Genomic DNA, 24,607 nt, shown 5'->3' with positions numbered 1-24,607 from the left:
TGTATTTCTCCTCTTTTTATTTATAAAAATTATTATCTCTAAGTTCCTGAGCATGTATACGATTAATTAAAAACTGTTTTAACTTAGTCAAGCATAAGAATAAAATGGCTCTATTCTCAAATTCTATTCTATTTACAGGTAAAGGTTGATTTTTCATACTTGACAATAATCTATCCGATTCCTCAAGAAGTAGATTTCCTGTTTCAGCTTCAAATTTGGTATAACCTATCTTATGTATGAAAGCAGATAGAATATGAGCTTGTGGTGGTGTAGAATTTAGTTGACATACATAACCATACAAACTTTCTAAAATGTCCCGTTGGCTTTTTATAATATCCATGTGCTCTAAGAAGAATCTAGTGTCATTTAATAAAGTATTATTAATATTATCATAAGTTTCAGAAATACTTCTATCAATAAGTGAATTTAATGTATATAAATCTCTACTATATTCATTCTCTTTTTTAGGGTTTACAATAATATCTGCAATGTCTATAAGTACAACGCTCACTTCTTCTTGTAACTTTTTTTGAACTTCATAGATTTTATGTATATTTGTTGGAATATACATATTTATTATGACACCTATTCCAGTCCCTATTGCAAATATTCCAGCTTCGTTTAAAATCCACTTAATAGATGTTTCTTCTTGAATGAAGTAATGGGATGCGATGACTACACACATAGCAATGACATCTTGAATATTTAATAAAAAACAAATTGGTATAATTATAAATATAAATATTGAAAATGAAGTCAAATTATATCCTAAAATATTAAAACATAAGTAGGAAAAAAGAGTACATAAAAGAAAACCATAAAACTTTCCAATAAAGCCTTTAAGAGTTTCTTTTTTAGTGTTCTTTACTGTAAGTAGTACTATAACTCCAGCAACCATTGAGTATTCTAATTTTAATAGCCAAGCAATAAATATAGCAAGAGAGCATCCTAAAGATAACTTTATAACTTTAAGTAAATCGATATTGTTCAAATACAAGCCTCCTTTAAAATATAATAAAAATAATTTTATCATAAAACCAATTTTATTTGAAATGGAGTTAACAATATTTTATTTAAAAAATACTGTAAAAATCGATAAAAAGATAAGCAAATAGAAATACAAAGATATCTTTTTTAATGTAAAACATTGTAGAATACAAAATATTATAATGAATATAAAATAATTATATTCTATTGAGGAAATAATATTTTATATTACTATATATATTATCGAACAATATAACTATAAATATATCTATTATTATTAACATAAAATAAAATTATATAGTTAATGTGATTTTATAATTGATTTGGTATGGAGATTTTTTTCTTTTATGTTATACTATTTATGAACACAAAAGTAAAGATTAAAATACATCAATAAAGGTGTATTATAAGCTTTAAATAGCCATATTAATGAACATAATTATTGTTCATAATAGCAAATTGGAGGAGATAAACATGAAAATTACTGAAGGATATATGCCTTTTGAAGGTTTTAAAACCTATTATCGTATAGTAGGAGAAAACACTGAAGGGAAGAAACCATTAGTACTACTTCACGGAGGACCAGGTTCTACACACAACTATTTTGAAGTATTGGATAAGGTAGCTGAGAGTGGTAGACAAGTAATAATGTATGACCAAATTGGTTGTGGAAATTCATTTGTAGAAGGGCATCCTGAGTTATTTAATGCTGACACTTGGATAAAGGAGCTTATTGAACTGAGAAAGCATCTAGGACTTGAAGAAATTCATCTATTAGGTCAATCTTGGGGAGGTATGCAGGCTATTTGGTATGCTCTTGAGTATAAACCACAAGGTATCAAGTCATACATTCTTTCATCTACTCTTTCTTCTGCAAAGCTTTGGGAGAAAGAACAAAAAAGAAGAATCTCATATATGGATGAGGCTGACCAAAAAGCATTGTTTGATGCAGTAAATACTGGAGATTACTCTAGCAAGGAATATAATGATGCGCTAGAAAAATTTATGGAAATGTATTGTGCAGGTGAAGTAACAGAAGATTCTCCTGAATGCCTAAGAAGACCTAAAAAATCAGGTTCTGAAGCATATATTGTAGGATGGGGACAAAATGAATTTTCGCCTACAGGGACACTTTCTGGATATGAGTTTACAGATAGATTACATGAAATCAAGGAACCTTGCTTAGTAACTAGTGGAGCAATAGATTTATGTTCACCATACATTGCAAAAACTATGTATGATAGAATTCCTAATAGTAAGTGGGAGTTATTTGAGTATTCAAGACATATGCCATTTGTTGAAGAAAATGATAAATATATAGAAGTTTTAACTAAATGGCTAGATGCTAACGATTAAAAATAATGTGAATTTATATAAAAAAGAGGCTGGACATATTGTCTAGTCTTTTTTTATTATTAATAGAAGTATTAAAATCTTATCTAGATTTACAGATAATGGAATTAAATTTATGTATATGTATTTAATTTTACTGTATTTTAGAAATTTTTTTATATATTGGTATAATTATTCTGTTTAAATTTGCTTAAAAAGTATATTAATTATAATAAGAAACAATTATATAAATAGGAATAGATTATTATAATTAGTATAGAGATAAAAATAATTATAGAGAGAAAGGCATATTATGGAAAAATCAAGAGTTATTGAAATGATAAAAAATAATCCTAATATTATATCTACTTTAAATAATCCAACTGATGAAATGAAACTACTAGCTATCAAAGAAAATGGGCTTGTACTAGAATATATAAATAATCCAACTAGAGAGATGCAAGAGTTAGCAATAGATAATAATGTTAGGGCGATTAAATTTGTAGATAATCCAACTGAAGATATGATGATAAAAGCAGTAAATGAGGGGTGGAGTATACTAGACTATATCAAAAATCCAACTGATAGAGTTATTAAGATGGCTATAAATCAAGCTGGATGGGCTATTAAGTATGCTAAAAATCCAAGTGAAGAACTGCAATTATTAGCAGTAAGAAAAAATTATGATTCAATAAAATTTATAAAAGAGCCTTATGAAAGTGTACAAGAAGAGGCAGTTAGAATAAGTTATGATGCATTAAGATATATAGAATCACCTAGTTATAATGCAGAAATTATAGCTATAAAAAATAATGAAGCAGCTATTGGCTTTATAACTGATTTAGATAAGAATAAAATGTTAGAGTTTTTGAAAGTTAACATTTTAGTGATTAAATATATTATAAAGAAAATATCTAAAGATGAATTAGAGGGAGTATTAAAAGACGTATTATCAAAGGAAAATGTTGAAGAAAAATATGTTAGAGATTTTTTAAACTGTAGTGTTATAGATAGGAATAGTGAAAATCTGCCAATAGATAAAATTATGTTTATTTATAAGTATGGAAGTAAGACAGCAAAAAAAATAGCTGTGGATGAGAAATTAAAGATTATGTAGGAGAGAGAAAAATGAATTTTATAGACACATTAAAAAGCGTTGACTTAATATTATCCACTGGAGAAGTTCCCTTAATAGTGGGAGAAAGTGGGATAGGAAAAACAGCTTTAGCAAAAAAACTTGCTGAAGAAAATAACTGGAGTTTAGTTGTTATTGATGGGAACCTGCTTAAAGAGGGTGAAATAGGTGGTCTTCCAACTATAGAATCTTATGTAGGAGTTAATTCAAATGGATATAAGATTGAAAAGAAAACAACAGTATATGCTGTTCATAACAAATTAAGAGAAATTGATGAAGAGATATCTAAAGGTAAGAGTGTTCTTTTATTTATAGACGAGATAAATCGTTGTGAACATACAGTGCAACAAGAACTTATGAATTTAATTTTGAATAGAGAGATTAATGGATATAAGTTGCATGATGATGTAAAGATTTTGGCAGCAATGAACCCATCAAGTAAATATGGTTCAGACTTTGATTATCAAGTTGTGGATATGGATGCAGCCCAAGAAAATAGATTTGTTTGGCTGAATATGGAGAGTGAGCATACACAATGGTTAAAGTGGGCAGTTGATGAAGGAATTGAAAGAGAAGTTATAGAATTTATTTCTACTTTTCCAGAATATCTTCATAAAATAAATGAAGATGATGTAAGAGCAACTCCTAGAAGTTATGAAAGAGTATCTAAAATTTATAAAGTTTATAAAGAAAAAAACAATTCAATTCCTAGAGCAGTATTTTTAAATGTTATAAAAGGGAATATAGGTAAGGTTATTGCAGAAGAGTTTATAAGTTTTATTGAATCAGATTCTAAACCATTAATATCTTATGAAGATGTTTTTTTAGGAGAATCTATGGATGATTCTATTATAGAAAGAGTAAAAGATGAAAGTCATACAAGGCTTTATCTATCAGCTATGAATATCTTAAAAAACTTAGAATTAAATATTAAGAATGATAAATATGAATCAAATCAATATATTAATAGATTTATTGAATTTTTAAAAGTATATCCTGTAGACTTAATGATAGGAATTATGAAGGATATTAGAAACAGTTATACTGAAGTGTATAAAAAAGCCATAGAAAATGAAGAGTTCGTAAAATCATATTTTGAATCTTATAGTCTAATAAGGGGATAATGTATGGAAAATTATTTTGATAAGCAAGCAAAAGAACTTTATAATAAAGCAAGTGAAATTATAAGTACTCATTCTATGCTAAAGGCAAATCGTGCGAATGAGAAATTTGATGTAGATATACCACAAGATTTTAAGTATGAGTTTTTTAATCTTATAGATAAAGTTAATTTAAGTCTTATGGAAGAAAAGGATAATTTTTATGGATATTTTTTGTTTCAGATGTCAAGAGAGATAAGATTTGATATAAGTAGCCCTACAGGTGTAAATTTTAAAGGAGCTAAATATGTTATATACTTTAATCCAATGATTTTTTTAACACTTGATATAGAGCAAATGGAAACTACAATTAAACATGAAATTCATCACATACTATCTATGCATTTGGTGAGAGCTAAGGAATTAAAAGGAAAGTACAGCACATTAGCTATCAATATGGCAATGGACATAGTAGTAAATAAATTCTTAACTAATTTGCCACCATATGCAACTACTTTGGAATGGGTAAATTTAAAATATTCCTTAAAACTTGAGCCATATGAGCCTTTTGAATATTATGTAGAAAAAATTCAAACAGAATTAGATTTACTAGAAGAGGATGAAGATGGTGAAGAAGATGATAGTGATAAATATGGAAATATAGAAACTGAATATAGTCCAGAAAACACTCATAATATTTGGGAAGAATCTAATGATATAGATGAAAAAACTCTTAAAGAATTTACTGAAAAAGTTATTAATAGTTCTCAAAAAGGTAAAATTCCTGCTTACTTAGAAAGTATGATATCATCAATTAAAAATAGTAAAGGTGAATTGCCATGGAACTTGTATCTTAATAGGATAATGGGTACAGTTGAAAGTAATAAAAAGAAGACTATAACAAGAAGAAATAGAAGACAACCAAATAGATTAGACCTGAGAGGGGAGCTTAGAAGTCATAAAGCAGAAATAGCAGTTGCTCTTGATATAAGTGGAAGTATCAGTGATGAAGAGTTTAAACAAGCGATTAAAGAAGTTCTCAATATTGTGAAAAACTATAGTCATGAAATTACGGTTATAGAATGTGATAACGAAATTAGACGTGTATACAAGGTGAGAAACGAAAAGGACCTAAAAGATAGAATTAGTATAGGTGGAGGTACTAGATTTTCTCCAGTATTTGAATATGCCAATAATAAAAAGATTAATTTGTTAGTTTATTTTACTGATGGGAAAGGTGAAAGTAAATTACAAGTAGTACCTAAAGGGTACAAGATTTTATGGGTTATTTCTGGAAGGGGAGATGAACTTTCATTGAAAGAGTCTTATGGAGCAGTTAAGAAACTTACTAAAGTTGAAATAAAGAATGAAATATTAGAGATAAACGATGTAAGAAGTGATGGATATTCAATGAATAGTCAAGCTCCAATTTTATAAGTACTCATAAAATATAAACTATTTTAATTTATATTTGCGATGTAAATCTAAAAAAATACATTAACTAGTGGTTAATGTATTTTTTTATTTTAATAATATAAGTTTTATTCACATTAAAGTCCCAAAATATGTTAAAATATAATATATAGCAGATAGTTTTGGCAAGATGAATTCAGTTGCCAAAGCTATTTTTTATTAAGGATGGTGATGTTTTTTGTTTAAGGTTGATGATTATATAATGTATGGTATGACAGGAGTATGTAAAGTCCTGGATATAACAAACGAACAGATTACAAAAGGAATAAAAAAAGAGTATTATGTGTTAAGCCCTGTTTACTCTAGTAACACAGTAATAAAAATTCCTGTAGATAATGAGAAAGTACCAATGAGAAAGTTACTTTCTAAAATTAATGTTATTTCATTAATAAATGATATTCCTAATATGGATACACTATGGATAGACAATGAAAAAACAAGAAGTGAGCAATTTAAAAAAATACTTAGAAATGGTAAATGTGAAGAGTTAATAAAACTAATAAGAAGTATATATGATAATAAAGAGTATGTAAAATCTATTGGTAAAAAAACACATCAAGCAGATGACAATATAATGAAAGAAGCCGAAAGATTATTGAATGAAGAATTTGCAACTATTTTAGATATCTCTCCTGATGAAGTTAGTTCATATATATCAAGTCATATACCTCAATAAAGTATTTTATAGTATCTTTTATTTAAAAATCATAATCTAATAAAATATAATTAAAAAATACGAGCAGAATATAATTTAGATTGTAAGTATTAAAACATAAAAAATATTGAATTTAAAATAATTATACATAATTTAAATATAGACTGTAATAAATTTGAAAAAATTAATATTCAACACAAAAGGTAAAATGAAGTATAAAATTAATTTTAAAATATACATTTATAAATATTTTTTTGTTGTTTTTAATCAATTTATAAAATTGGCTATTTGGGTTTATAATATGATGGTTTATCTAGGTTAAAAACTGTATAATATTATCAAATATTTTTTTATTTTAAACAAATAAGATGGATACTATATTGAATAGAATCCATCTTATTTAAATTTCACTTATAGTTATTTATTTAGGAACTATTTTTTATATATGAAAATCTATTGTAATAGAGTGTTTTTGGATTAGGATATTTTCAAAAAAATATAATCGACAAAATAAGACTAAATATATGATGAAACTTATAATTAAGAAAATTACTGTATATTTACAGTATAACTTGAAAAATTATAGTTGTACAAAATTTGTTAATAATTTTATTAGAGTAATATGAAATGATTAAATAGTTTGTTTTTAAATAAACTTTTTCTTTTTTAGTTAAAGTGTAATTAAGATAATAAATAAATATAATTATTTATAAATGCTTCAATATTGTTAAAAGAATATTTATTAGGCGTGTTTAGTTAGATTACTTATAACATACCTGAAATAATTGTATTTATCTACATTTATAAATTTAAGATAAGAAATCATTTTTAGAAGATAAAGTATATATAAGTTTGAAAATTTAAGAAATCTATTAAGTTAATTAAATATATAACAGTTATTTAATTAACGTAATAAATTTCTTAAATTCAATTTGAATTTTTTTATATCTTATTTACTGATATTATTTTTAGAAAATATATCTATTTTGAAATGTATGATTTGCTTATTATATATTGAATACAAAAAGCTTATTTTAAGAAATAAATAAACTAATAAAAAGGTCAAAATTTCATTTCTAAAAAACATTCTAGGTGTTGATTTAACTTATATTTCCATACAAAATATTTTATATAATATACTTGACAAATATAATTTAAATTTTTCTAATTATTTACTGTCGATTAATCGATTTTTTCCTTGCATATAAGTATATATTTATGGTACGATTTACATGGTGAAATAAATAGGGGGAGGTGAAAAATAAATATTCGTGAAAAAGTTTTCAAATTGAGGCATTTTTGTGTGAAATACATTATAAATACATAACATAGCTTCGGTTAATATTATTAAAACGAATATGTTGATAATCACTTTAAAGTAACAGTTTTTATGTTTAGATTCACAGTGTTTAGTATAAGCTTAATTATAAGAAATAAATCTAATCTGTGAATAGATAGTAGTTTATTTGTTTAAGTTGAGAATTGGTTAGATGAAGTAATATATAGATTTAAAAAGTAAATAAAAACATTATTTTAATAAATATATGTTGCTTTATTTGAGACTCCTTTAAAAAAGCACTTAAATGTAATTATATAAGTCGCCACAAAAGGAGGAATTTAGTTTGTAAAATACTATCACGTAAAAAAATAAGAATTGCTATGGTGAAGATTTTTTCATGGTTTTAAGTAAGAATCTAATGATTTATAAATATATCTGAAAATAATGAATTTATATAATTTAACTTTATAATTAAAAATCATATTAAATTTGTTCCATGAAAAGATAAACTCTACAAATAAAAACGCAATTATCTTAATAATTATTACAAATTGTTTTACAAAACAATGTCACCATATCTTTCATTAAAAAGAAAGAATCTGGATAAAACGTAAAAATATAAAAATACAATTAAGAAAGGATTTAAACTTATGAGCACAACAGTAAATAAGAAGGGTAAATTCCCTATAGGATTTTATATCTGTTCTACAACTTTCTCATTTGAAAGAGCAGCATATTATTCTGCGAAATTTTTAATTTATATATTCCTTACAACAGCTGTAATTCATGGTGGTCTTGGAATAGATAAGGGGCAAGCTGCTATAATGCAAGCTAACCTTGTTGCATTCACATATCTTGCACCAATCATTGGGGGATATATATCAGATAGATGGATAGGAGCTAGGTATACTATACCTATAGGTATGCTTATCATGGGAATAGGATATTATCTTGGTTCTATTGCAACTACAGTTTCTATGGTAAATGCAATGATAATATTAGTTTCAATTGGTACTGCGTTCTTTAAAGGAAACGTATCAGCAGTAAATGGACAGCTTTTTGATAATCAAGAAGAGCTTGATACAGCATTCTCAGTACAGTATTCTTTTGTTAACATAGGTTCTTTTATTGGAACTACAGCAGTTGGGATACTTTATGCTAAGACATTTGCAAAAAATGGTGTGCTTGGATTCTCTCAATGTTTCTTCATAGCAGCTGTACTTTGTGTAATAGGTGCTATATGGTTCACATATGGATGGAGATTCCTTGGAAATGCAGGAAAGAGACCATTTAAAGAAGGTGTAGTTGCTGAAAAAGTTGAAGCAAAAGATAATTCGCCTCTTACAGGTATGGATAAGAAGAGAATTTGGGCTATTATACTTATTTCATTCTTCTCTGTAGTTTTCTGGTTATTCTGGTACTTAACTTATCTTGCAGTTTATGATTATGGTGCAGCATTTGTAGACATGACTATAGGAGGGTTTGAGATTCCTCTTGCTTGGTTTGACTCATTAAATGCACTTGTATGTATAGTATTAGGGCCAGTTCTTGGAGCATTATGGTTCAAACTTGCTAGTAGACCACAAGGAGATATAAGTTTATTTAAAAAGACAGGTCTTGGATTAACATTCTTAGGTCTTGCATTCTTAATGCTTGTTGGAGCAGAACTTTCAAGAGGTGTTGGAGCTCCTGAAACTGCTAAAGCTAGTATAATATGGATAATCATGTTTGGTATACTTCTAAGTTTTGGAGAAATGTTATTCTCACCACTTGGAAACTCTTTCGTAAGTAAGTATGCACCTAAGAAACTTCTAGGTGTTCTTATGGGAGTATGGACATTTGCAACTTTCTTAGCTGGTCAAGGATATGGATATATATATGCATTCACTCTTAAATTTGATATGATTAAGGTATACACTGTAATTCCAGTAATACTATTTGTTGCAGCTATACTATTATTCTTATCTGATAAGACATTAAGTAAACTTGTTGAGGATGATAAATAATCAATAAATAATTATTATTTTATATAGATTAATCTACAGTAATCATATTGTATTAGGTTGATTTGTAACTAATTAATAATAAAAAGATTTGCTCTTAAGTATGATATTATTATATATATTAGAGTAAATTTATTAGAAAATAGATAAAAAAATACTAGTCTTAATTGACTAGTATTTTTTTTATTAAATCAGATAAAGGATTAATACATAATTTCTCCACTTAAAACAGTATAAGCACTTCCTCCAATTTTTACAGAAGATATATTATTATTTTCCTTTTCTATATTTACATATACTTTTCCAGGTCTGTTTATAAAATTACCTTCCTCACCAATAAAACTAGTTTTTTCTAAAATATTATGTTGTACTATATAAGATGATACACAAGCATTTCCAGTTCCACATACAGGGTCTTCTGTAACTCCAACATATGGTGCAATAGATCTTAAATGATAGTCACATTTTTTATCTATAGTCTCTATGCAAAATGGAGTTATACCAATTATGTTATTTTCACCACTAAATTTTTTGATTTCATTTAAGTCTGGAGAAATATTTTTTAAATCATCTAAAGATTTTAATCCAAATACAAGCCACCAAAGTCCAGTATTTACCTTCATAATTGGATATTCAAGAAGTCTATCTTCATTTACACCTATCATTTTCGCAAGCTCTTTTCTGTAGTTATCTAAATTTCCAAATTCAGGAGGATTTTGCTCCATCATAAATATATTTTCATTATCTATTTCTTTAAGTTCTACGGATAGCACACCAGCTTTTGTCTCTTGATAAAATATATTTTTATTAGTATCAAGTTTTCCCTCTTCTAAAAGTGCATGAAAAGCTCCTACTGTTGCATGACCACATAAATCAACTTCTAAGCCAGGTGTAAAGAATTTCACTTTGAAATCTGCTACATTTGATTTTGAAACGAATGCAGTTTCTGATAAGTTCATTTCTTTAGCCACATTTTGCTTGATTTCATCAGAAATATTGGATGCATCAGTAACTACACCAGCAGGATTTCCACCAAAAGGTACAGTTGTAAAAGCATCAACTTGTTTAATCTTAATTTTGTTCATTTTTGAAACCTCCCTTTGTTTTTTCTGAAATATAAATTTCATGTTTTATGTATTGAGTTCCAATATATAAAATATTAGAGTTTTTTGTCCAAATTGAAATAGCTTCACTTCCTTCAGATAAGTTTCCTGTCAATATTTCATTGTTATCTACAATTAAAATCATTCCTTTGTAAAGTTTTTTATTTTCAAGTGTAGTATCATTTCCTCCATGAATATGAACATTACTTAGACCTTCAAGCATTTTATTTTCTAAAAGTAGTATTTCAACATTAATATTTTTTTTACAAGCAACTAGAAGGTCATTTTTTAGTTCAAGAATTTCTTCATAAGGGCAAGAAATTATAATCTCTTGACTTGCATTATTTATCATTTCTGTTGCTTTTTTTAAGATATTTTTATCACCTTTTATATTTAAAACATATTCTATATTCTTACCTTTATTTAATACCTGTAAGTTATCATTTAGTTTGTCTATAGAATTATTAAATTCTTCTTTTTTATTTTTTAATAATTCACTAGGATTTATAGGTACATATTTAATGGGGTCAGCTCCAATATTGATAATTATATTATTGTTTATTAGTCTTGTTATATTTTCATAGACTTTTGATTGTGGGACGCCTGATAATTTGCTTATCTCGTATCCTGTTAAAGGATTTTCTTTTAATAATGCTATGTATATTTGAGATTCATATTTTGTAAATCCTATATTTTGTAACTCATTAACTATATCATCCATAGGTAAACTCCTTTTATAAAATATTAGTAACTACATAGGTAGTTATTAATTAGATTTTATAACTTAAATAGTGAAATGTCAACTATAATTAAGTGAAAAATAAAAGTTTATAGTATAAATATTTAATATTACAATTATACCTAACATAAGATTAAGGCTATTAAAAATGAGTGGTTACAAAAAAGTGACTAATTGAACTGTTACATGGGTCGTAGTATATTAATATCAAGAAAATAATAAAGGAGATATATGTTATGTCAAAAATAATAAATAATAATGAATTTATAAACGAAGTAGAAAATAAAGATGGATTAGTGGTTGTAGATTTCTTCGCAACTTGGTGTGGACCTTGTAAGATGTTATCACCAGTATATGAAGCATTAGGAAATGAGATGGCTGAAAAAGCAAATTTTTTAAAAGTGGATATAGACCAAAGTATAGAATTAGCTCAAGAATTTGAAGTATCTACAGTACCAACTGTAATAATATTTAAAGATGGAAAACCTGTAGATAGATTAATAGGATTCACACCTAAAGATAATTTGAAAAAGAAAGTTGAATCATATATGTAATTAAAATAAATCTCATATGCAAACAAAAAACTCATCACAGTGAGTTTTTTTGTTTATATTTATATAATGTAAATCGTTGAAGTGGTTACAAATAAGTGCCTAATTGTTAATGATATTATCTAATGATATATTATTTATATAAAAGAAAAAGGAAAGGTTATTAAAAATAAAAATTCAATGTAAAAAGGTGAATTCTATTAGATGAATTCACCTTTTTACATTGAATATTATATAGGTTTTGTATAAAAAATGTATCTCTTTTGATGATTAAAAGTATTTTGATATAGTTCATTTTTTATGTGGCAATAAGATTAATATTTATCTATTGCTGAAAAAGAATAGAAAAATCTTATTTAAAAGCCAAAGTTTTAATAGCATATATAAATCTATCTATCTCATCAAAAGTATTGTACATTCCTAAACTTATCCTAACAAGACCTACAGGATTTTCCCTCATAAATCTGATGTATGCTTCTTTTGGGCTTATACCTAATAGTCTTTGTACATAAATATCTGCTCCTACTAATCCAGCTCCAGTTTCTATTCCAAAGTTATTAACTAGATATTTTGCGACATCTTTATAATACATATTACTTATATTGAAAGATATATTTGGGATAATTACATTGTTTGATTTATCTCCATATATTATCACGTTGGGTATTTTCTTCAATTCTTCTTTAGTATATAAAAATAATTCTCTTTCATATCTTGAAATTCTGCTTAGACCAATTTTATTTAAAGTATTTAGTGCTTTTCCCATTGCAAGAGTTCCAAAATATTCTGGATATCCTGCTTCAAAACGCTGTGGGATATTTGCATATATTATTTTGTCGTCGGATACAAACTTGGTAGAACCTGAGCCATATAGTGCAGGAGTAAATTTTTCAAAGAATGATTTAGGGCCTACTAGAGCACCTCCATTTAGTGGGGAATAACATTTATGCCCACTAAAAACAATAAAATCTATATGCTCATCACATTCATATGGCATCATTGAAAAAGGTTTGTGCTGAATTACTTGAACAATATCTACTAATATCTTGGCACCATACTTATGAGCCATTCTTGCTATTTCATATATAGGAGTGGTTATACCTGTAACATTACTAGCACCTGTGACTGTAACAAGAGATACATTACCAGCATTATTTTTAAGCACATTTTCTAATTGACACAAATCAAGTTCTCCTTTTTCTGTAATTCCAACAACCTTTGTAGGAAAATTAACTTTAAAAGGCAGATAATTAGCCATATGCTCCATTGCTGTAGTAATAACAAGTTTATTTGAATTTTCTTTCTTAAAAAATTCTGCTAATAAGTTGATTCCTTCTGTAGCACTTTTCACATAAATAACAGAGTCTTTTTCTTTATCTCCATCAATAAGCTTGAGAATAGTATGTCGTACATTCTCATATTCTAAAGTGTTTTTTTCTGAGATTATTCCTGGAGCATTGATATAAGTAAGCCAAGGAATCTCACAATTTAAATTATCTACCACGTTTTTTAAAACTAATGGAGTAGCAGAGTTGTTAAAATATATTCTTTTAACAGTTTCACCATTTTTAGTTTTAACTTTAAGATTTGCACCTTCAATGTATTCTGATAAATCCATGAATGGCATAAAAAAACTCCTTATCTAATAAACTATTTTATTTTTTATTAAACAAGCTTAAGTTTTAATCAAGAGCTTGTTTAATATATGTTATGTTTTTAGAAGAGGTTTTGTTAATTATTCTTTATTAAGTAAATGTTTGATAATAGATATAACTTTGGATAGAATTGATTTATATGCTGATGAGTTATGGGGAATAAATAATGGAAAATTAATGTTTATAAAAAGTAGAGATAATGTAATAACTTAAACTATTAAATTACACGAAAATGAGCTACAGTTGGGGGAAACTGTAACTCATTCTATTTTGGGGGAGATAGGTTGAACTTATTGGTTATCCGTATCATGTTTTTAGTATAGTCACTTATTTAAATTTATATACATTTTTTTATAAATTTTACATAAAATGTTAAATATTCATTGAAGATAGTAATAGACATGAATAGTACGCTTATAAAAATAGTAAAGATGTAGCTAAATAAAAGAAATGAAAATGAATTGTAAATAATTAAAAAAAGTATTTTTAAAGTTATAGGAGATAAACAAGTACTATAATTCAACAGAAAAACAAAAAATATAATACAAATAAAGTTATAAAAAATATTATAAAAAATATAGTCTAATTTATGAAAATTAAAAATTATATTATTTAATACATATATATTTGAGAAAAGATTAGCAATACACTATAATCTGAATTTCAATAAAAGCATATATTTTTTAAATTAAAATACTTGAAAATACTGGAAAATAATTAAAAATTAGTTTTAGAAGATAAAATATAGAGTAATTTTAATTAATTGAATACACAAAAGAAATACTTGAATATATTTAAATAAAAAAACGATAAAATATGACAATTTAATTAAGGGAATTTAAAATATTTTGTTATTGTAGTATTATAGGGGAAAATGCAAAATATATTCGAAAATGAAATTTTAAATATTGACATTAAATTAAATATAATATACTATGTAATTGTGATGAGAGATTTTTTTTAGAGGGGATTTATAGTGAATATAAAAAAAATATTTAATAACAATGTAGTAGTAAGCTCCCTAGAAGATGGCACAGAAATAATTATTACTGGTGCTGGAGTTGGATTCAAGAAAAAAGTAGGAGATTTGATAGATGAAAATTTGATTTCTAAGAAATATTTTGTTCAAGATAATCAAAAAGACAAATACAATCAAATACTTAACAAGACCTCTATTGAATACTTTAAAATTTCAGAAGAAATTATAGAAAAGGCTAATGAAGTTTTAAATACTCAAGTGAATGATTCAATAATATTAGCCTTAACTAGTCACATAGAATTCGCTGTCCAAAGAGAAAAACAAGGTATAAAATTACCAAACTTAATATTGAATGAGACAAAACAACTTTATAGAGAAGAATTTGAATTTGGATTATGGGCAATTGATGAAATTGAAAAAAAGATAGGAATAAAATTGCCTGAAGATGAAGCTGGATACATAGCTATTCATATAATCAATGGGTTGGAGAATTCTCAGAAGGATGAAGGTATTAATATACTAGAGTTTTCAAAACAAGTTATTCAGATAATTGAAGAAGTACATGGGTTTAAATTAGATGTAAATTCACTAAATTACACTAGACTTATAACTCACTTAAAGTTTTTTGTTCAAAGGATTCTAAGAAAAGAAACTTATAAAGATAGTGACATTGAAGATATGTATAAGTTGGTGAATAAAAATTATAATAAACCTAAAATATGTACTGAGGAAATTGCAGCATTGGTATTAGACAGATTTGAATATAAAATTAGTAAAGAAGAAGAATTATATCTAATGATTCACATAAATAAAATAACAAACAGTGGTTGTTAGGATTGTAACTGATAAGCAGGCAAAACCTAAGTCATTGAACTTAACTATTAGATTAAGTTTTTTGATTTAGGCTTTTTTATTAAATACAGACAGTGAGTTTTAGGATTGTAACTGGTTAAGCAGGCAAAACCTAAATCATTGAACTTAACTATTAGATTAAGTTTTTTGATTTAGGTTTTTTTATTAAATACAAGCAGTGAGTTTTAGGATTGTAACTGGTTAAGCAGGCAAAACCTAAATCATTGAATTTAACTATTAGGTTAAGTTTTTTGATTTAGGTTTTTTTATTAAATATAGACAGTGAGTTTTAGGATTGTAACTGGTTGAGCAGGCAAAACCTAAATCATTGAACTTAATTGTTGGATTGAGTTTTTTGATTTAGGTTTTTCTATAAATTTGATTATGTTTTTAGATAAAAATAGGAGGGTAAAATTATGAAAAAAAATAAGTTAGGTTTATGGAACTTCTTCCAAATGTTAGGAAAAACGTTTATGTTCCCAATAGCACTACTTAGTGTTTCAGGAATGATGTTAGGACTTGGTGCAGGTTTTACAGACCCTAAGATGATTGCCATGGTTCCGTTTTTAGGAAATGAATATGTCAACATGATTTTAAATTTCATGCTGACAATAGGATTATTTGCATTTAATAATTTGGGAGCATTATTTGCAATGGCAATTCCATTGGGATTATTAAAAAAAGAAAAAGAGTTTGGAGCCTTTTCAGGTCTAGTAGGATTTATAGCAATGCATATAGGTACGAATTTTTATTTAACAAGAGCTGATTTATTAGTACCAGTAGACCAAATGTCAACTAATGGTCAAGCTATGATTATGGGAATACAAACATATAATACAAGTGTTTTAGGTGGTATTGTAGCAGGTTTAATTGTTTATGCAATATATGATAAAGTTAGTAATTTAAAAATGCCAGAATCATTAGGATTCTACAGTGGGCCAAGACTAGTTCCAATTGTGAGTTTAATAGTTATGAGTATTGTCGGATTATTAATACCTATTGTTTGGCCACCATTTTTCAATGCATTCCAAAATTTAGGAAAATGGATTTCTTCAGCTGGGCCATTGGGATATTTCTCATACGCAGTGGCAGAAAGAGTTACAATTCCATTTGGATTAAATCATCTTGTAACATCTGTATTCCGTTTTACACCAATAGGTGGAACTGCTGTTATTGATGGAGAAACATACTTTGGTACATTGAATATGTTTATGGCATATGTAGAGAATAATCAGATTATACCTCTTGATTTAGCTGGTAAAATGGAACAAGGTAAATTAATGATTCAATATGGATTAGCTGGTGCTGCATTAGCTATATATCGTACAGCAAAACCAGAAAATAGAAAAGCACTTAAGGGGCTTTTAATATCAGGAGTGTTGACAGTTATTATAGGTGGTATAAGTGAGCCAATAGAATTCTTATTCTTATTTATCTCACCAGCATTATTTGCTTTCCATACATTTATGAATGGTTTAGCAAACATGGTACTTCCATACTTAGGTGTATTAATGGGATTCACAGGAGATTTAATTGCATTCATAAGTTTTGGTGTGTTAAGAGGAACAGCTACAGGATGGCCAATAGCAGTATTAGTAGCAGCTTTATACTTTGCAATATACTATTTTGTATTTAAGTGGGCAATTATTAAGTTTAATATAAAGACTCCAGGACGTGAGGATAAAGAGTTAAAAGTATCTGAAGGAAATGGTTCAGATTTTAAAAATTTATCTACATATAAAGGACAACAGATGATAGCTGCGTTAGGTGGACAATCTAATATATTATCATTAGACAATTGTGTAACTAGATTGCGTTTAAAATTAGAAGATGTATCATTGATAAATGAGGATGCAATTAAAGAAGCTGGTGGTATAGCAGTTGTTAAATTGGACGAGCACACAATACAAGTAATTATAGGAACTCAAGTGTACTCTTTAAGAAAGCAAATGGATAAGGCTATGGAAGGTCATTTGGAGGCATGTAATGATTAACTTTGATAAAAAAATAGACCGATTGGGTACATATTGTACCCAATGGGACTATGTAGAAGATAGATTTGGAAAAAAGGGATTACTTCCTTTTACAATATCAGATATGGATTTAGAGTTTCCATATGAAATAACAGAAGTTTTGCAGGAAAGATTGAATCATAGAGTTTTGGGATACAGTAGATGGAAACATGAGGATTTTAGAGATTCAGTTACAAACTGGTATACTAAAAGGTTTAATTGTAATATTGATGGTAATTGGATATATTATAGTCCTAGTGTAATGTACTCAATTAGTAAACTTATTGAGCTATTCAGTGATGAGGGAGATGGAATTTTGATAAATACTCCTGCATATAATGCTTTTTATGATGTTATAGCAAATAATAATCGTAATATTATAAAATCACCTCTTGTAAATGAAGATGGATTCTATTTGATTGATTTTGATGATTTCGAGAAAAAGTGCAAAGAATCTAAGATATTTATTTTATGTAATCCCCATAATCCAACTGGAAGAGTGTGGAGTGAGTTAGAACTTGCTAAGATGATAGGTATTTGTAAAGACAATAATGTAAAGATAATATCAGATGATATACATATGGATATTGTGTATGATAATAGAATGACTCCTATTTTAAAGGTTGCAGAAAGCTATTTAGATTCTATATTTATTTGTACATCAGCATCGAAGTCTTTTAATATACCAGCATTGACTGGGTCATATGTGATTATACCAAATGAGAGTACGAGAAATAAATTTGAAAATATCACTAGATATCGTGATTTTGTAAACTCACCTGCAATACTGGCAATACTAGCAACAATGGTTTGTTATAATGATTGTGAATATTGGTTGGATGAGTTATTAAAATATCTTAAAGATAATCTTGAATATACAATTAAGTATATAAAGGATAATTTAGAGCCATTAAAGTTGGTTATGCCAGAAGGTTGTTATTTTGCTTGGATAGATTTTTCTGACCTTAAGGTAAGTAGTGAGATATTTCAAAAGTTATTGATGGATATTGGAGAAGTAGCTATTATGTCAGGAAATGTATATGGTGAAGAAAGTGAGTTTTATTTACGATTAAACGTAGCCTGTTCAAGGGAGAAACTTGAAGATGGTTTAAATAGAATTAAAAAAACTATAGATTATATTGCAAAAAATATTTAATATAGAAAGGGAGATAGTTATGAGCTATTTAAAAACAATGGTTGATGTTATGACTACTGAAATGAATGCCATAAAATGTTTAATAGATGAAGCAGGTATTGAATATGAAAGTATAGTTAATGAAATTGCCAACTGTGAAGGTAAAGTGATTTTTATGGGTGTAGGTAAATCCGCACATATAGGTAAGAAATTGGCAGCTACATTTGCCAGTACTGGGACACCAAGCTTTTTTGTACATGCAACAGAGGCAGTACATGGAGATTTGGGAATGATTGAAAGCAAAGATATTACAATTCTAATCTCAAATAGTGGAAATTCTATGGAAGTAGTGAATTGTATAAAGTATGTTAAAGCAATTGGTTCTAAAACAATTGCATTTACTTCAAATAGAAATTCAGTATTGGCAACAGAGTGTGATTATGCTTTAATATATCCAGCAAAGGATGAAGCAGACCACTTAAATTTAGCACCAACAACATCATCTACGATTACTTTAGTTTTAGGAGATTCTATTGCATGTGCATTATCTAAAAATAGTAATTTTGATTCAGCTGATTTTTATAAATACCATCCAGGAGGAAGTCTAGGTGAGAAACTAAAAGCAGCTAATAATGGTTAAAAGTAAAGAAGGAGAGTATGTTTTATGTTCAAAATGTTTAAAAAGAAATCAATAAAGTCGCCCATCTCAGGGAAAGTAATAGAATTATCTAAAATTCCAGACGCTGTATTTTCTCAAAAACTTATGGGAGAAGGTGTAGCTATAGATTCTACAGGAGACATTGTTTATGCGCCACTTAATGGAAAGATAGCAGTAATAGCAGAAACTAAACATGCATTTGTAATAGAATTAGAAAATGGAATGGAGCTTCTTATTCATGTTGGTCTAGATACGGTAAATCTAAAAGGCGAAGGGTTTGAAGCGTTAGTAAGTGTGGGTGAACAGGTCAAAGAAGGAACACCAATGTTGAAGATTAACCGTTCTTTGATTGAATCAAAGGGTATATCACTTATTACTCCAGTTACAATAACTAATTATTCAGAGTACAATATGAATACATATAATGTAGGTAATAGTGTTGAAGGTGGAAAAGACACTATAATTGAGTTTAAATAAAAAACTAAAATATAGGATTAGTATCTATAAATTTATATTTTATAAGATTAATCACATAGGTTTGTTGGATAAAAAGAAATTCTTTAATTATTAATTGAGGAATTTCTTTTTTTATATTCTAATTTCAAATTAATAAATAAACGAATTTCATAAACAAAAAATGGAAATGTTGACTATATAAATAAACTTTAATATAATATATCTATGTAAAACATAAACTATAGAATGGAGATATACATATGAAAATTGAAAATCTTTCTATCAATGATATTAAACAAGGTTATGTATTTAATGATGAGTTAAATTGTTATATTTGCATTACATGTGCAAAAACATATGAAATGGGGGAAATATACAGAATAGGTGATAGATTCTTTGAAGCTTCAAAGGCTATTGAATTGCATATGGAATTAGAGCACAGTGATTATTTAGAAAAAATGATTAATGGTGATTCAAAATATAACACACTGACTGAAAATCAAAAACAATTATTTCAATTATTTATTAGTGATTTACCGGATAAGGAAATTGCAAAAAAGGTTGAAGTATCTACATCTACTATTCGTCATCAAAAATTTATGTTTAGAGAAAAAGCAAAACAGGCTAAACTGTATTTAGCATTATATGAGTCTGTATTTGAAGAAAAATCTAATAGAGGTAGTACTATAATACCAATCCATGAACATGCTAAAATGGTTGACGAAAGATATGTAGTAACTGAAGAGGAGAGAAAACACATTTTAGAGACTTCCTTTGAAAGTATGAATCCTCTAAAATTAAAAGTATTTTCCTCAAAGGAAAAGAAAAAAGTTGTAATTTTATCTAAGATTTTGGAAAAATTTGAGTATGGTAAGCAGTATTCAGAAAAGGAAGTCAATCAGATTTTAAAATCTATATATAATGATTTTGCAACAATTAGAAGATATTTAATTGAATATGGTTTTATGAGTAGAAATAAAGAATGTACAAAGTACTGGTTAACATAATGCTAATGGAAAAGTATACCATTATATAATGTTATTTTTACTTTGTTAATTCTGGAAGGAGTTAAATATGAATGATGAATTGAAATGTATTTTACACAGTAAAGGTGTAGATATTGTTCGTTTTATTGATATATCTGAATTTCCAGCAAGTCAAACACATGGTTTTTCTAAAGCAATTTTATTTTGTATAGGATTATCAAAAAAATTCGTTACAGATATATATAATAACTTACCTACAGATAGTGATGATTTCTTAGAAAAAGAGGAGAAAGTAGAAGAGTTAGCTGATTGGATTTCAAAATATATTCAAGATAAAGGTTATAAAGCTTATTCTCAATCAGAAAAAAATAATCTAGAACATGGATATTCTGAAAAGGGTTATATTAATCCAACAATGCAATCAGGTATTAGTACTTTACCACATAAGACAATAGCAAATATTAGTGGTCTTGGATTTATGGGAAAAAATAATTTGTTTGTAACTGAGGAATATGGTTGTGCTTTTAGCATGTGTACTGTGCTTACAGATGCTCCAATTTCTGTTGAAAGATATCCTTTAATGGATTCGAAGTGTTCAGATTGTAATATTTGTGTAGAAAACTGTCCTGCAAAAGCTATACATGGAAATGAGTGGGCTTTGCCAGGTAAAAGAGAGTCTCTTATTGATATTTCAAAGTGTTTTTGTGTATTGAAATGTATGATGAGTTGTCCATGGTCATTAAAATATGCAAACCAGAAATAAGTCTACTAGATATTAAATAAATAAACCAATCGCCTTAATATATTAAGTATATAGATACTTATAATAATGAAATTAAACTTAATAGATATTTTCTATATAAGAAAAATGGTCATAATATGTCAACTTGACCATTTTTTTGATATAATTAAAAATACAAATAACTTAGTAACAAAGGAGGTAGAATTTGAATTTTTTAAAAAAATATCCTATACCTATTGCAAGTCTGATTTTATCAATATTTACTTTAGGTAACTTATTACAATCTTATAGTGAATCATTACGTAATGTAATTGGATTTATAGGATTTGTTTTATATGCAATTTACATAGTAAAAATAGTATTACTAAAAAAGGGTGTTAAAGAGCAATTAGAAAACCCCTTAATATCAAGTACATTTCCAACTATAACAATGGCAACGATGATATTTGCTACATATGTAAAACCATTATCTTTAGAATTAGGTATTGTAATCTGGAGCATCGGAGTTGTAGGTCATATTGTGTTGATAATCTTATTTAGTAAGAAATTCTTAGTTAAATTCTCAATAAAAGCAGTATTTCCATCTTGGTATATAGTCTATGTTGGGATAGTTGCAGCAAGTGTTACAGCACCAGCATTTAATCAGTTTTTAATAGGTAAAGTTGCTTTTTGGATAGGATTTATATCTTATATAGTTCTTATACCAGTAGTTTTAAAAAGAGTGTGGATAATCAAGGAAATGCCTGAACCATCTTTACCAAGTATAGCTATATTAGCTGCACCAGGGTCATTACTATTGTCTGGATATATTAATTCTTTTTCAGATAAGAATAGTGCAATATTATACTTGTTATTTATACTTTCGATTGTATTTTATATTATAGTTTTGGGGTATTTACCAAAGTTATTAAGATTGCCTTTTTATCCAAGTTTTGCTGCATTTACATTCCCTATGGCAATAAGTGCAATGGGTATGAAACTAATGAATGGTTATCTAACTAAATCAGGCCATCCTGTAAGTTGGATTTTATATGTTTCTAAACTAGAAGAGATAATAGCTACAGTGATTATTTTGTATGTTTTAGTTTTATTTATTATATATCTTAGTAAATCAGAAACTACATCTAAAGCTAAATAAAAATTATTAAATATACGTATTTAGTAAAGATATTAATATCAATGGATGAAAGTGATATTAATTTTAGAGATTTAATTTAGCTTAATTTTATTGGAGGATAAACAAATGAAAATAAAAGAGGAATATGTAAAAGAGGTTAGAGCAATAGCAGAAGAATACTTTAGAAAAGGAGAGTTTTTTTGTTCTGAAGCAGTTCTTCAAACAATAAATGATGCTTTAGGACAACCTTTGAGCCCCGAGATAACTAAGTTAGCATCAGGATTTCCAATAGGACTTGGAAAAGCACAATGTCTTTGTGGAGCAATATCTGGAGGTGAAATGGCTTTAGGTATTGTATATGGAAGAGTTCATGGTGAAACTATGAATCCAAAGATGTTTGAATATGCTAAGGATTTACATGATTATATTAAGAAAGAGTATGGTGCAACATGTTGTAGAGTTATTACAAAGAGGTGGGATGGTGATAACTTTATGTCTCCTGAAAGAAAAGAACACTGTATTAAAATAACAGGTCAAGTCACAGAGTGGGTTGCAAATAAACTTGTTGAAGATGAAAAACTTAAGATTAAATAGAATTATAGTAGCCTGTAAATTTTAAAAACTAAATTTACAGGCTTTAATTGTATAATTAATTTTTAATAATACAATTAACTCTAAATATATAAATAAAATTGTTCAAACAAATAAATAGTTATTTTATAATACTCAGCATAAGGACACCAGACATGATTAATATTATGCCAAGAAAAATAGAAAACCATTCTTTTTTATTTTTCTTCTCTTTAAAGAATATAATACCTCCTAAAGTGGCTATTATCACACAACTTTGGGAAATAGAAAAACTTATTGTAACCCCAAATGTATTAGTTGTTATAAACATACCTAAATTTGCTATTGACCATAGTACTCCAGTAATTAAATTAAATAAAACATTTTCCTTATATACAATTTCTTTAGAAAAGTACTTCACAATAATAAATGAAGTTATCAACATACCCACAGATTGAGGTAATATAATTCTATATCCTTCGATTGAAAATATTTGATTAGTTACAACATATAATGCTAAAAATAAAGAAGATAATAATACAACTCCTACACATTTTAACATATTGTTGTCAGTAGATTTTTTTGTTTGATAGTTTGTAAGAAGTATGCCAAGTACTATACATAATATCGATGAAGAACCAATCAAGAACATTTTAGAACTAGTCCACTCATTAAATAAGAGTACAGCTAATAGTGTTGTAAAAGTCAATTGTGAACCATTTGAAATTGGCATTACTTTAGATACACTAGTAATTTGAATTGCTTTAAACTGCATTAGTTGTCCTAAACTCCAGAATATCCCAGAAATCATACTTACAAAGAATGAAAAAAATGTAATCTCAGGATGCATAACCAAAGTTATTATAGTGGAAAATATAAACGCACTTATAGATGTACCTAAAAGTTGTTCATAAGGAGAACTTTTTTTAAGATTCGCAACTATAGGCATCAATCCCCATCCCATTACAGGAAGCAAAGCAATAATTATTGTCAGCATTAGGTTATTTCCTTTCATATTAAATTTAGACAGTTTTTAATTTATCATCTAAAATTAAAGTATTCAATACATCAAAATTACCGTATTTAAT

At 27.1% G+C, this 24,607-nt stretch carries 22 protein-coding genes; 17 read left to right on the top strand and 5 right to left on the bottom strand.

Annotated features, from left to right (window positions below; all coding sequences use genetic code 11):
* Nucleotides 1-16 precede the first annotated feature (16 nt).
* A complete protein-coding gene (locus ACTG46_RS16575; protein ID WP_479923233.1) occupies nt 17-991 on the bottom strand; it encodes an aromatic acid exporter family protein in 975 nt (324 codons plus the stop codon).
* Nucleotides 992-1,461: 470 nt separating this feature from the next.
* Here ACTG46_RS16575 and pepI point away from each other — a divergent pair, with 470 nt between their 5' ends.
* From pepI to ACTG46_RS16545, 6 genes are all read left to right on the top strand, one after another.
* Nucleotides 1,462-2,343, top strand: coding sequence for a proline iminopeptidase (gene pepI / locus ACTG46_RS16570; protein ID WP_479923232.1), 882 nt, complete (start codon nt 1,462-1,464; stop codon nt 2,341-2,343).
* 289 nt (nt 2,344-2,632) lie between these two features.
* Nucleotides 2,633-3,436 (top strand): hypothetical protein, encoded by an 804-nt coding sequence (locus ACTG46_RS16565; RefSeq protein ID WP_074179877.1) that lies wholly within the window; start codon nt 2,633-2,635, stop codon nt 3,434-3,436.
* Between the two features lie 11 nt (nt 3,437-3,447).
* Nucleotides 3,448-4,578 (top strand): ATP-binding protein, encoded by a 1,131-nt coding sequence (locus tag ACTG46_RS16560; RefSeq protein WP_407815162.1) that lies wholly within the window; start codon nt 3,448-3,450, stop codon nt 4,576-4,578.
* A gap of 3 nt (nt 4,579-4,581) precedes the next feature.
* Nucleotides 4,582-5,991 (top strand): vWA domain-containing protein, encoded by a 1,410-nt coding sequence (locus ACTG46_RS16555; RefSeq protein ID WP_479923231.1) that lies wholly within the window; start codon nt 4,582-4,584, stop codon nt 5,989-5,991.
* Between the two features lie 214 nt (nt 5,992-6,205).
* Nucleotides 6,206-6,703 carry a CarD family transcriptional regulator gene (locus ACTG46_RS16550; protein WP_479923230.1) on the top strand — a complete coding sequence of 166 codons (498 nt, stop codon included), beginning with the start codon at nt 6,206-6,208 and terminating at the stop codon, nt 6,701-6,703.
* Nucleotides 6,704-8,611: 1,908 nt separating this feature from the next.
* Nucleotides 8,612-9,967 carry a peptide MFS transporter gene (locus ACTG46_RS16545; RefSeq protein WP_054271554.1) on the top strand — a complete coding sequence of 452 codons (1,356 nt, stop codon included), beginning with the start codon at nt 8,612-8,614 and terminating at the stop codon, nt 9,965-9,967.
* Between the two features lie 200 nt (nt 9,968-10,167).
* Here ACTG46_RS16545 and ACTG46_RS16540 read toward each other — a convergent pair whose 3' ends face one another.
* The gene (locus tag ACTG46_RS16540; protein ID WP_479923229.1) at nt 10,168-11,049 is read right to left on the bottom strand and encodes a PhzF family phenazine biosynthesis protein; all 882 of its coding nucleotides are present in this window, start codon (nt 11,047-11,049) and stop codon (nt 10,168-10,170) included.
* The gene (locus tag ACTG46_RS16535) at nt 11,036-11,788 is read right to left on the bottom strand and encodes a TrmB family transcriptional regulator (protein ID WP_479923228.1); all 753 of its coding nucleotides are present in this window, start codon (nt 11,786-11,788) and stop codon (nt 11,036-11,038) included. Before ACTG46_RS16535 ends, ACTG46_RS16540 begins: the two co-directional genes overlap by 14 nt.
* Nucleotides 11,789-12,042: 254 nt before the next feature.
* Here ACTG46_RS16535 and trxA point away from each other — a divergent pair, with 254 nt between their 5' ends.
* Complete coding sequence (gene trxA / locus ACTG46_RS16530; protein WP_479923227.1) at nt 12,043-12,360, top strand: thioredoxin; 318 nt, start codon at nt 12,043-12,045, stop codon at nt 12,358-12,360.
* 349 nt (nt 12,361-12,709) lie between these two features.
* On the opposite strand, the gene ACTG46_RS16525 is transcribed toward trxA, so the two are convergent.
* Entirely contained in the window at nt 12,710-13,984 is a 1,275-nt protein-coding gene (locus ACTG46_RS16525) for an aminotransferase class V-fold PLP-dependent enzyme (protein ID WP_407815167.1), read from the bottom strand.
* A gap of 67 nt (nt 13,985-14,051) precedes the next feature.
* Between ACTG46_RS16525 and ACTG46_RS16520 the strand changes: the two genes are divergently transcribed.
* From ACTG46_RS16520 to ACTG46_RS16475, 10 genes are all read left to right on the top strand, one after another.
* Nucleotides 14,052-14,225, top strand: coding sequence for a hypothetical protein (locus ACTG46_RS16520; RefSeq protein ID WP_479923226.1), 174 nt, complete (start codon nt 14,052-14,054; stop codon nt 14,223-14,225).
* A 763-nt stretch (nt 14,226-14,988) separates the two neighbouring features.
* Nucleotides 14,989-15,825: a PRD domain-containing protein gene (locus tag ACTG46_RS16515; protein ID WP_054271549.1), complete on the top strand. Its 837-nt coding sequence runs from the start codon at nt 14,989-14,991 to the stop codon at nt 15,823-15,825.
* 434 nt (nt 15,826-16,259) lie between these two features.
* Entirely contained in the window at nt 16,260-17,837 is a 1,578-nt protein-coding gene (locus ACTG46_RS16510) for a PTS transporter subunit EIIC (protein WP_054271548.1), read from the top strand.
* Nucleotides 17,830-19,011: a MalY/PatB family protein gene (locus tag ACTG46_RS16505; protein ID WP_079739797.1), complete on the top strand. Its 1,182-nt coding sequence runs from the start codon at nt 17,830-17,832 to the stop codon at nt 19,009-19,011. Before ACTG46_RS16510 ends, ACTG46_RS16505 begins: the two co-directional genes overlap by 8 nt.
* Before the next feature lie 19 nt (nt 19,012-19,030).
* Nucleotides 19,031-19,630 (top strand): KpsF/GutQ family sugar-phosphate isomerase, encoded by a 600-nt coding sequence (locus ACTG46_RS16500; protein WP_054271547.1) that lies wholly within the window; start codon nt 19,031-19,033, stop codon nt 19,628-19,630.
* A gap of 24 nt (nt 19,631-19,654) precedes the next feature.
* On the top strand, nt 19,655-20,125 hold the full coding sequence (locus tag ACTG46_RS16495; RefSeq protein ID WP_054277507.1) for a PTS sugar transporter subunit IIA: 471 nt from the start codon (nt 19,655-19,657) through the stop codon (nt 20,123-20,125).
* A 239-nt stretch (nt 20,126-20,364) separates the two neighbouring features.
* Nucleotides 20,365-21,111 carry a DUF2087 domain-containing protein gene (locus tag ACTG46_RS16490; protein ID WP_054271545.1) on the top strand — a complete coding sequence of 249 codons (747 nt, stop codon included), beginning with the start codon at nt 20,365-20,367 and terminating at the stop codon, nt 21,109-21,111.
* A 67-nt stretch (nt 21,112-21,178) separates the two neighbouring features.
* The gene (locus tag ACTG46_RS16485; RefSeq protein ID WP_284182353.1) at nt 21,179-21,853 is read left to right on the top strand and encodes a 4Fe-4S binding protein; all 675 of its coding nucleotides are present in this window, start codon (nt 21,179-21,181) and stop codon (nt 21,851-21,853) included.
* Nucleotides 21,854-22,037: 184 nt separating this feature from the next.
* Nucleotides 22,038-22,970 carry a TDT family transporter gene (locus ACTG46_RS16480; RefSeq protein WP_479923225.1) on the top strand — a complete coding sequence of 311 codons (933 nt, stop codon included), beginning with the start codon at nt 22,038-22,040 and terminating at the stop codon, nt 22,968-22,970.
* Between the two features lie 105 nt (nt 22,971-23,075).
* Complete coding sequence (locus ACTG46_RS16475; RefSeq protein WP_479923224.1) at nt 23,076-23,543, top strand: C-GCAxxG-C-C family protein; 468 nt, start codon at nt 23,076-23,078, stop codon at nt 23,541-23,543.
* A 118-nt stretch (nt 23,544-23,661) separates the two neighbouring features.
* On the opposite strand, the gene ACTG46_RS16470 is transcribed toward ACTG46_RS16475, so the two are convergent.
* A complete protein-coding gene (locus ACTG46_RS16470) occupies nt 23,662-24,516 on the bottom strand; it encodes a GRP family sugar transporter (protein WP_479923223.1) in 855 nt (284 codons plus the stop codon).
* Nucleotides 24,517-24,607: the final 91 nt, after the last annotated feature.

The organism is Clostridioides sp. LIBA-7678 (assembly GCF_056716065.1).
This window is presented reverse-complemented; position numbering and strand designations above follow the sequence as displayed.

Bases quoted from the DNA above. Each gene is read 5' to 3' on its own strand.
- ACTG46_RS16500 (WP_054271547.1), top strand. From the start codon at position 19,031: ATGAGCTATTTAAAAACAATGGTTGATGTTATGACTACTGAAATGAAT.
- ACTG46_RS16485 (WP_284182353.1), top strand. From the start codon at position 21,179: ATGAATGATGAATTGAAATGTATTTTACACAGTAAAGGTGTAGATATT.
- ACTG46_RS16495 (WP_054277507.1), top strand. From the start codon at position 19,655: ATGTTCAAAATGTTTAAAAAGAAATCAATAAAGTCGCCCATCTCAGGG.
- trxA (WP_479923227.1), top strand. From the start codon at position 12,043: ATGTCAAAAATAATAAATAATAATGAATTTATAAACGAAGTAGAAAAT.
- ACTG46_RS16540 (WP_479923229.1), bottom strand. From the start codon at position 11,049: ATGAACAAAATTAAGATTAAACAAGTTGATGCTTTTACAACTGTACCT.
- ACTG46_RS16470 (WP_479923223.1), bottom strand. From the start codon at position 24,516: ATGCTGACAATAATTATTGCTTTGCTTCCTGTAATGGGATGGGGATTG.
- ACTG46_RS16525 (WP_407815167.1), bottom strand. From the start codon at position 13,984: ATGCCATTCATGGATTTATCAGAATACATTGAAGGTGCAAATCTTAAA.
- ACTG46_RS16565 (WP_074179877.1), top strand. From the start codon at position 2,633: ATGGAAAAATCAAGAGTTATTGAAATGATAAAAAATAATCCTAATATT.
- pepI (WP_479923232.1), top strand. From the start codon at position 1,462: ATGAAAATTACTGAAGGATATATGCCTTTTGAAGGTTTTAAAACCTAT.
- ACTG46_RS16545 (WP_054271554.1), top strand. From the start codon at position 8,612: ATGAGCACAACAGTAAATAAGAAGGGTAAATTCCCTATAGGATTTTAT.
- ACTG46_RS16490 (WP_054271545.1), top strand. From the start codon at position 20,365: ATGAAAATTGAAAATCTTTCTATCAATGATATTAAACAAGGTTATGTA.
- ACTG46_RS16535 (WP_479923228.1), bottom strand. From the start codon at position 11,788: ATGGATGATATAGTTAATGAGTTACAAAATATAGGATTTACAAAATAT.
- ACTG46_RS16475 (WP_479923224.1), top strand. From the start codon at position 23,076: ATGAAAATAAAAGAGGAATATGTAAAAGAGGTTAGAGCAATAGCAGAA.
- ACTG46_RS16560 (WP_407815162.1), top strand. From the start codon at position 3,448: ATGAATTTTATAGACACATTAAAAAGCGTTGACTTAATATTATCCACT.
- ACTG46_RS16505 (WP_079739797.1), top strand. From the start codon at position 17,830: ATGATTAACTTTGATAAAAAAATAGACCGATTGGGTACATATTGTACC.
- ACTG46_RS16555 (WP_479923231.1), top strand. From the start codon at position 4,582: ATGGAAAATTATTTTGATAAGCAAGCAAAAGAACTTTATAATAAAGCA.
- ACTG46_RS16510 (WP_054271548.1), top strand. From the start codon at position 16,260: ATGAAAAAAAATAAGTTAGGTTTATGGAACTTCTTCCAAATGTTAGGA.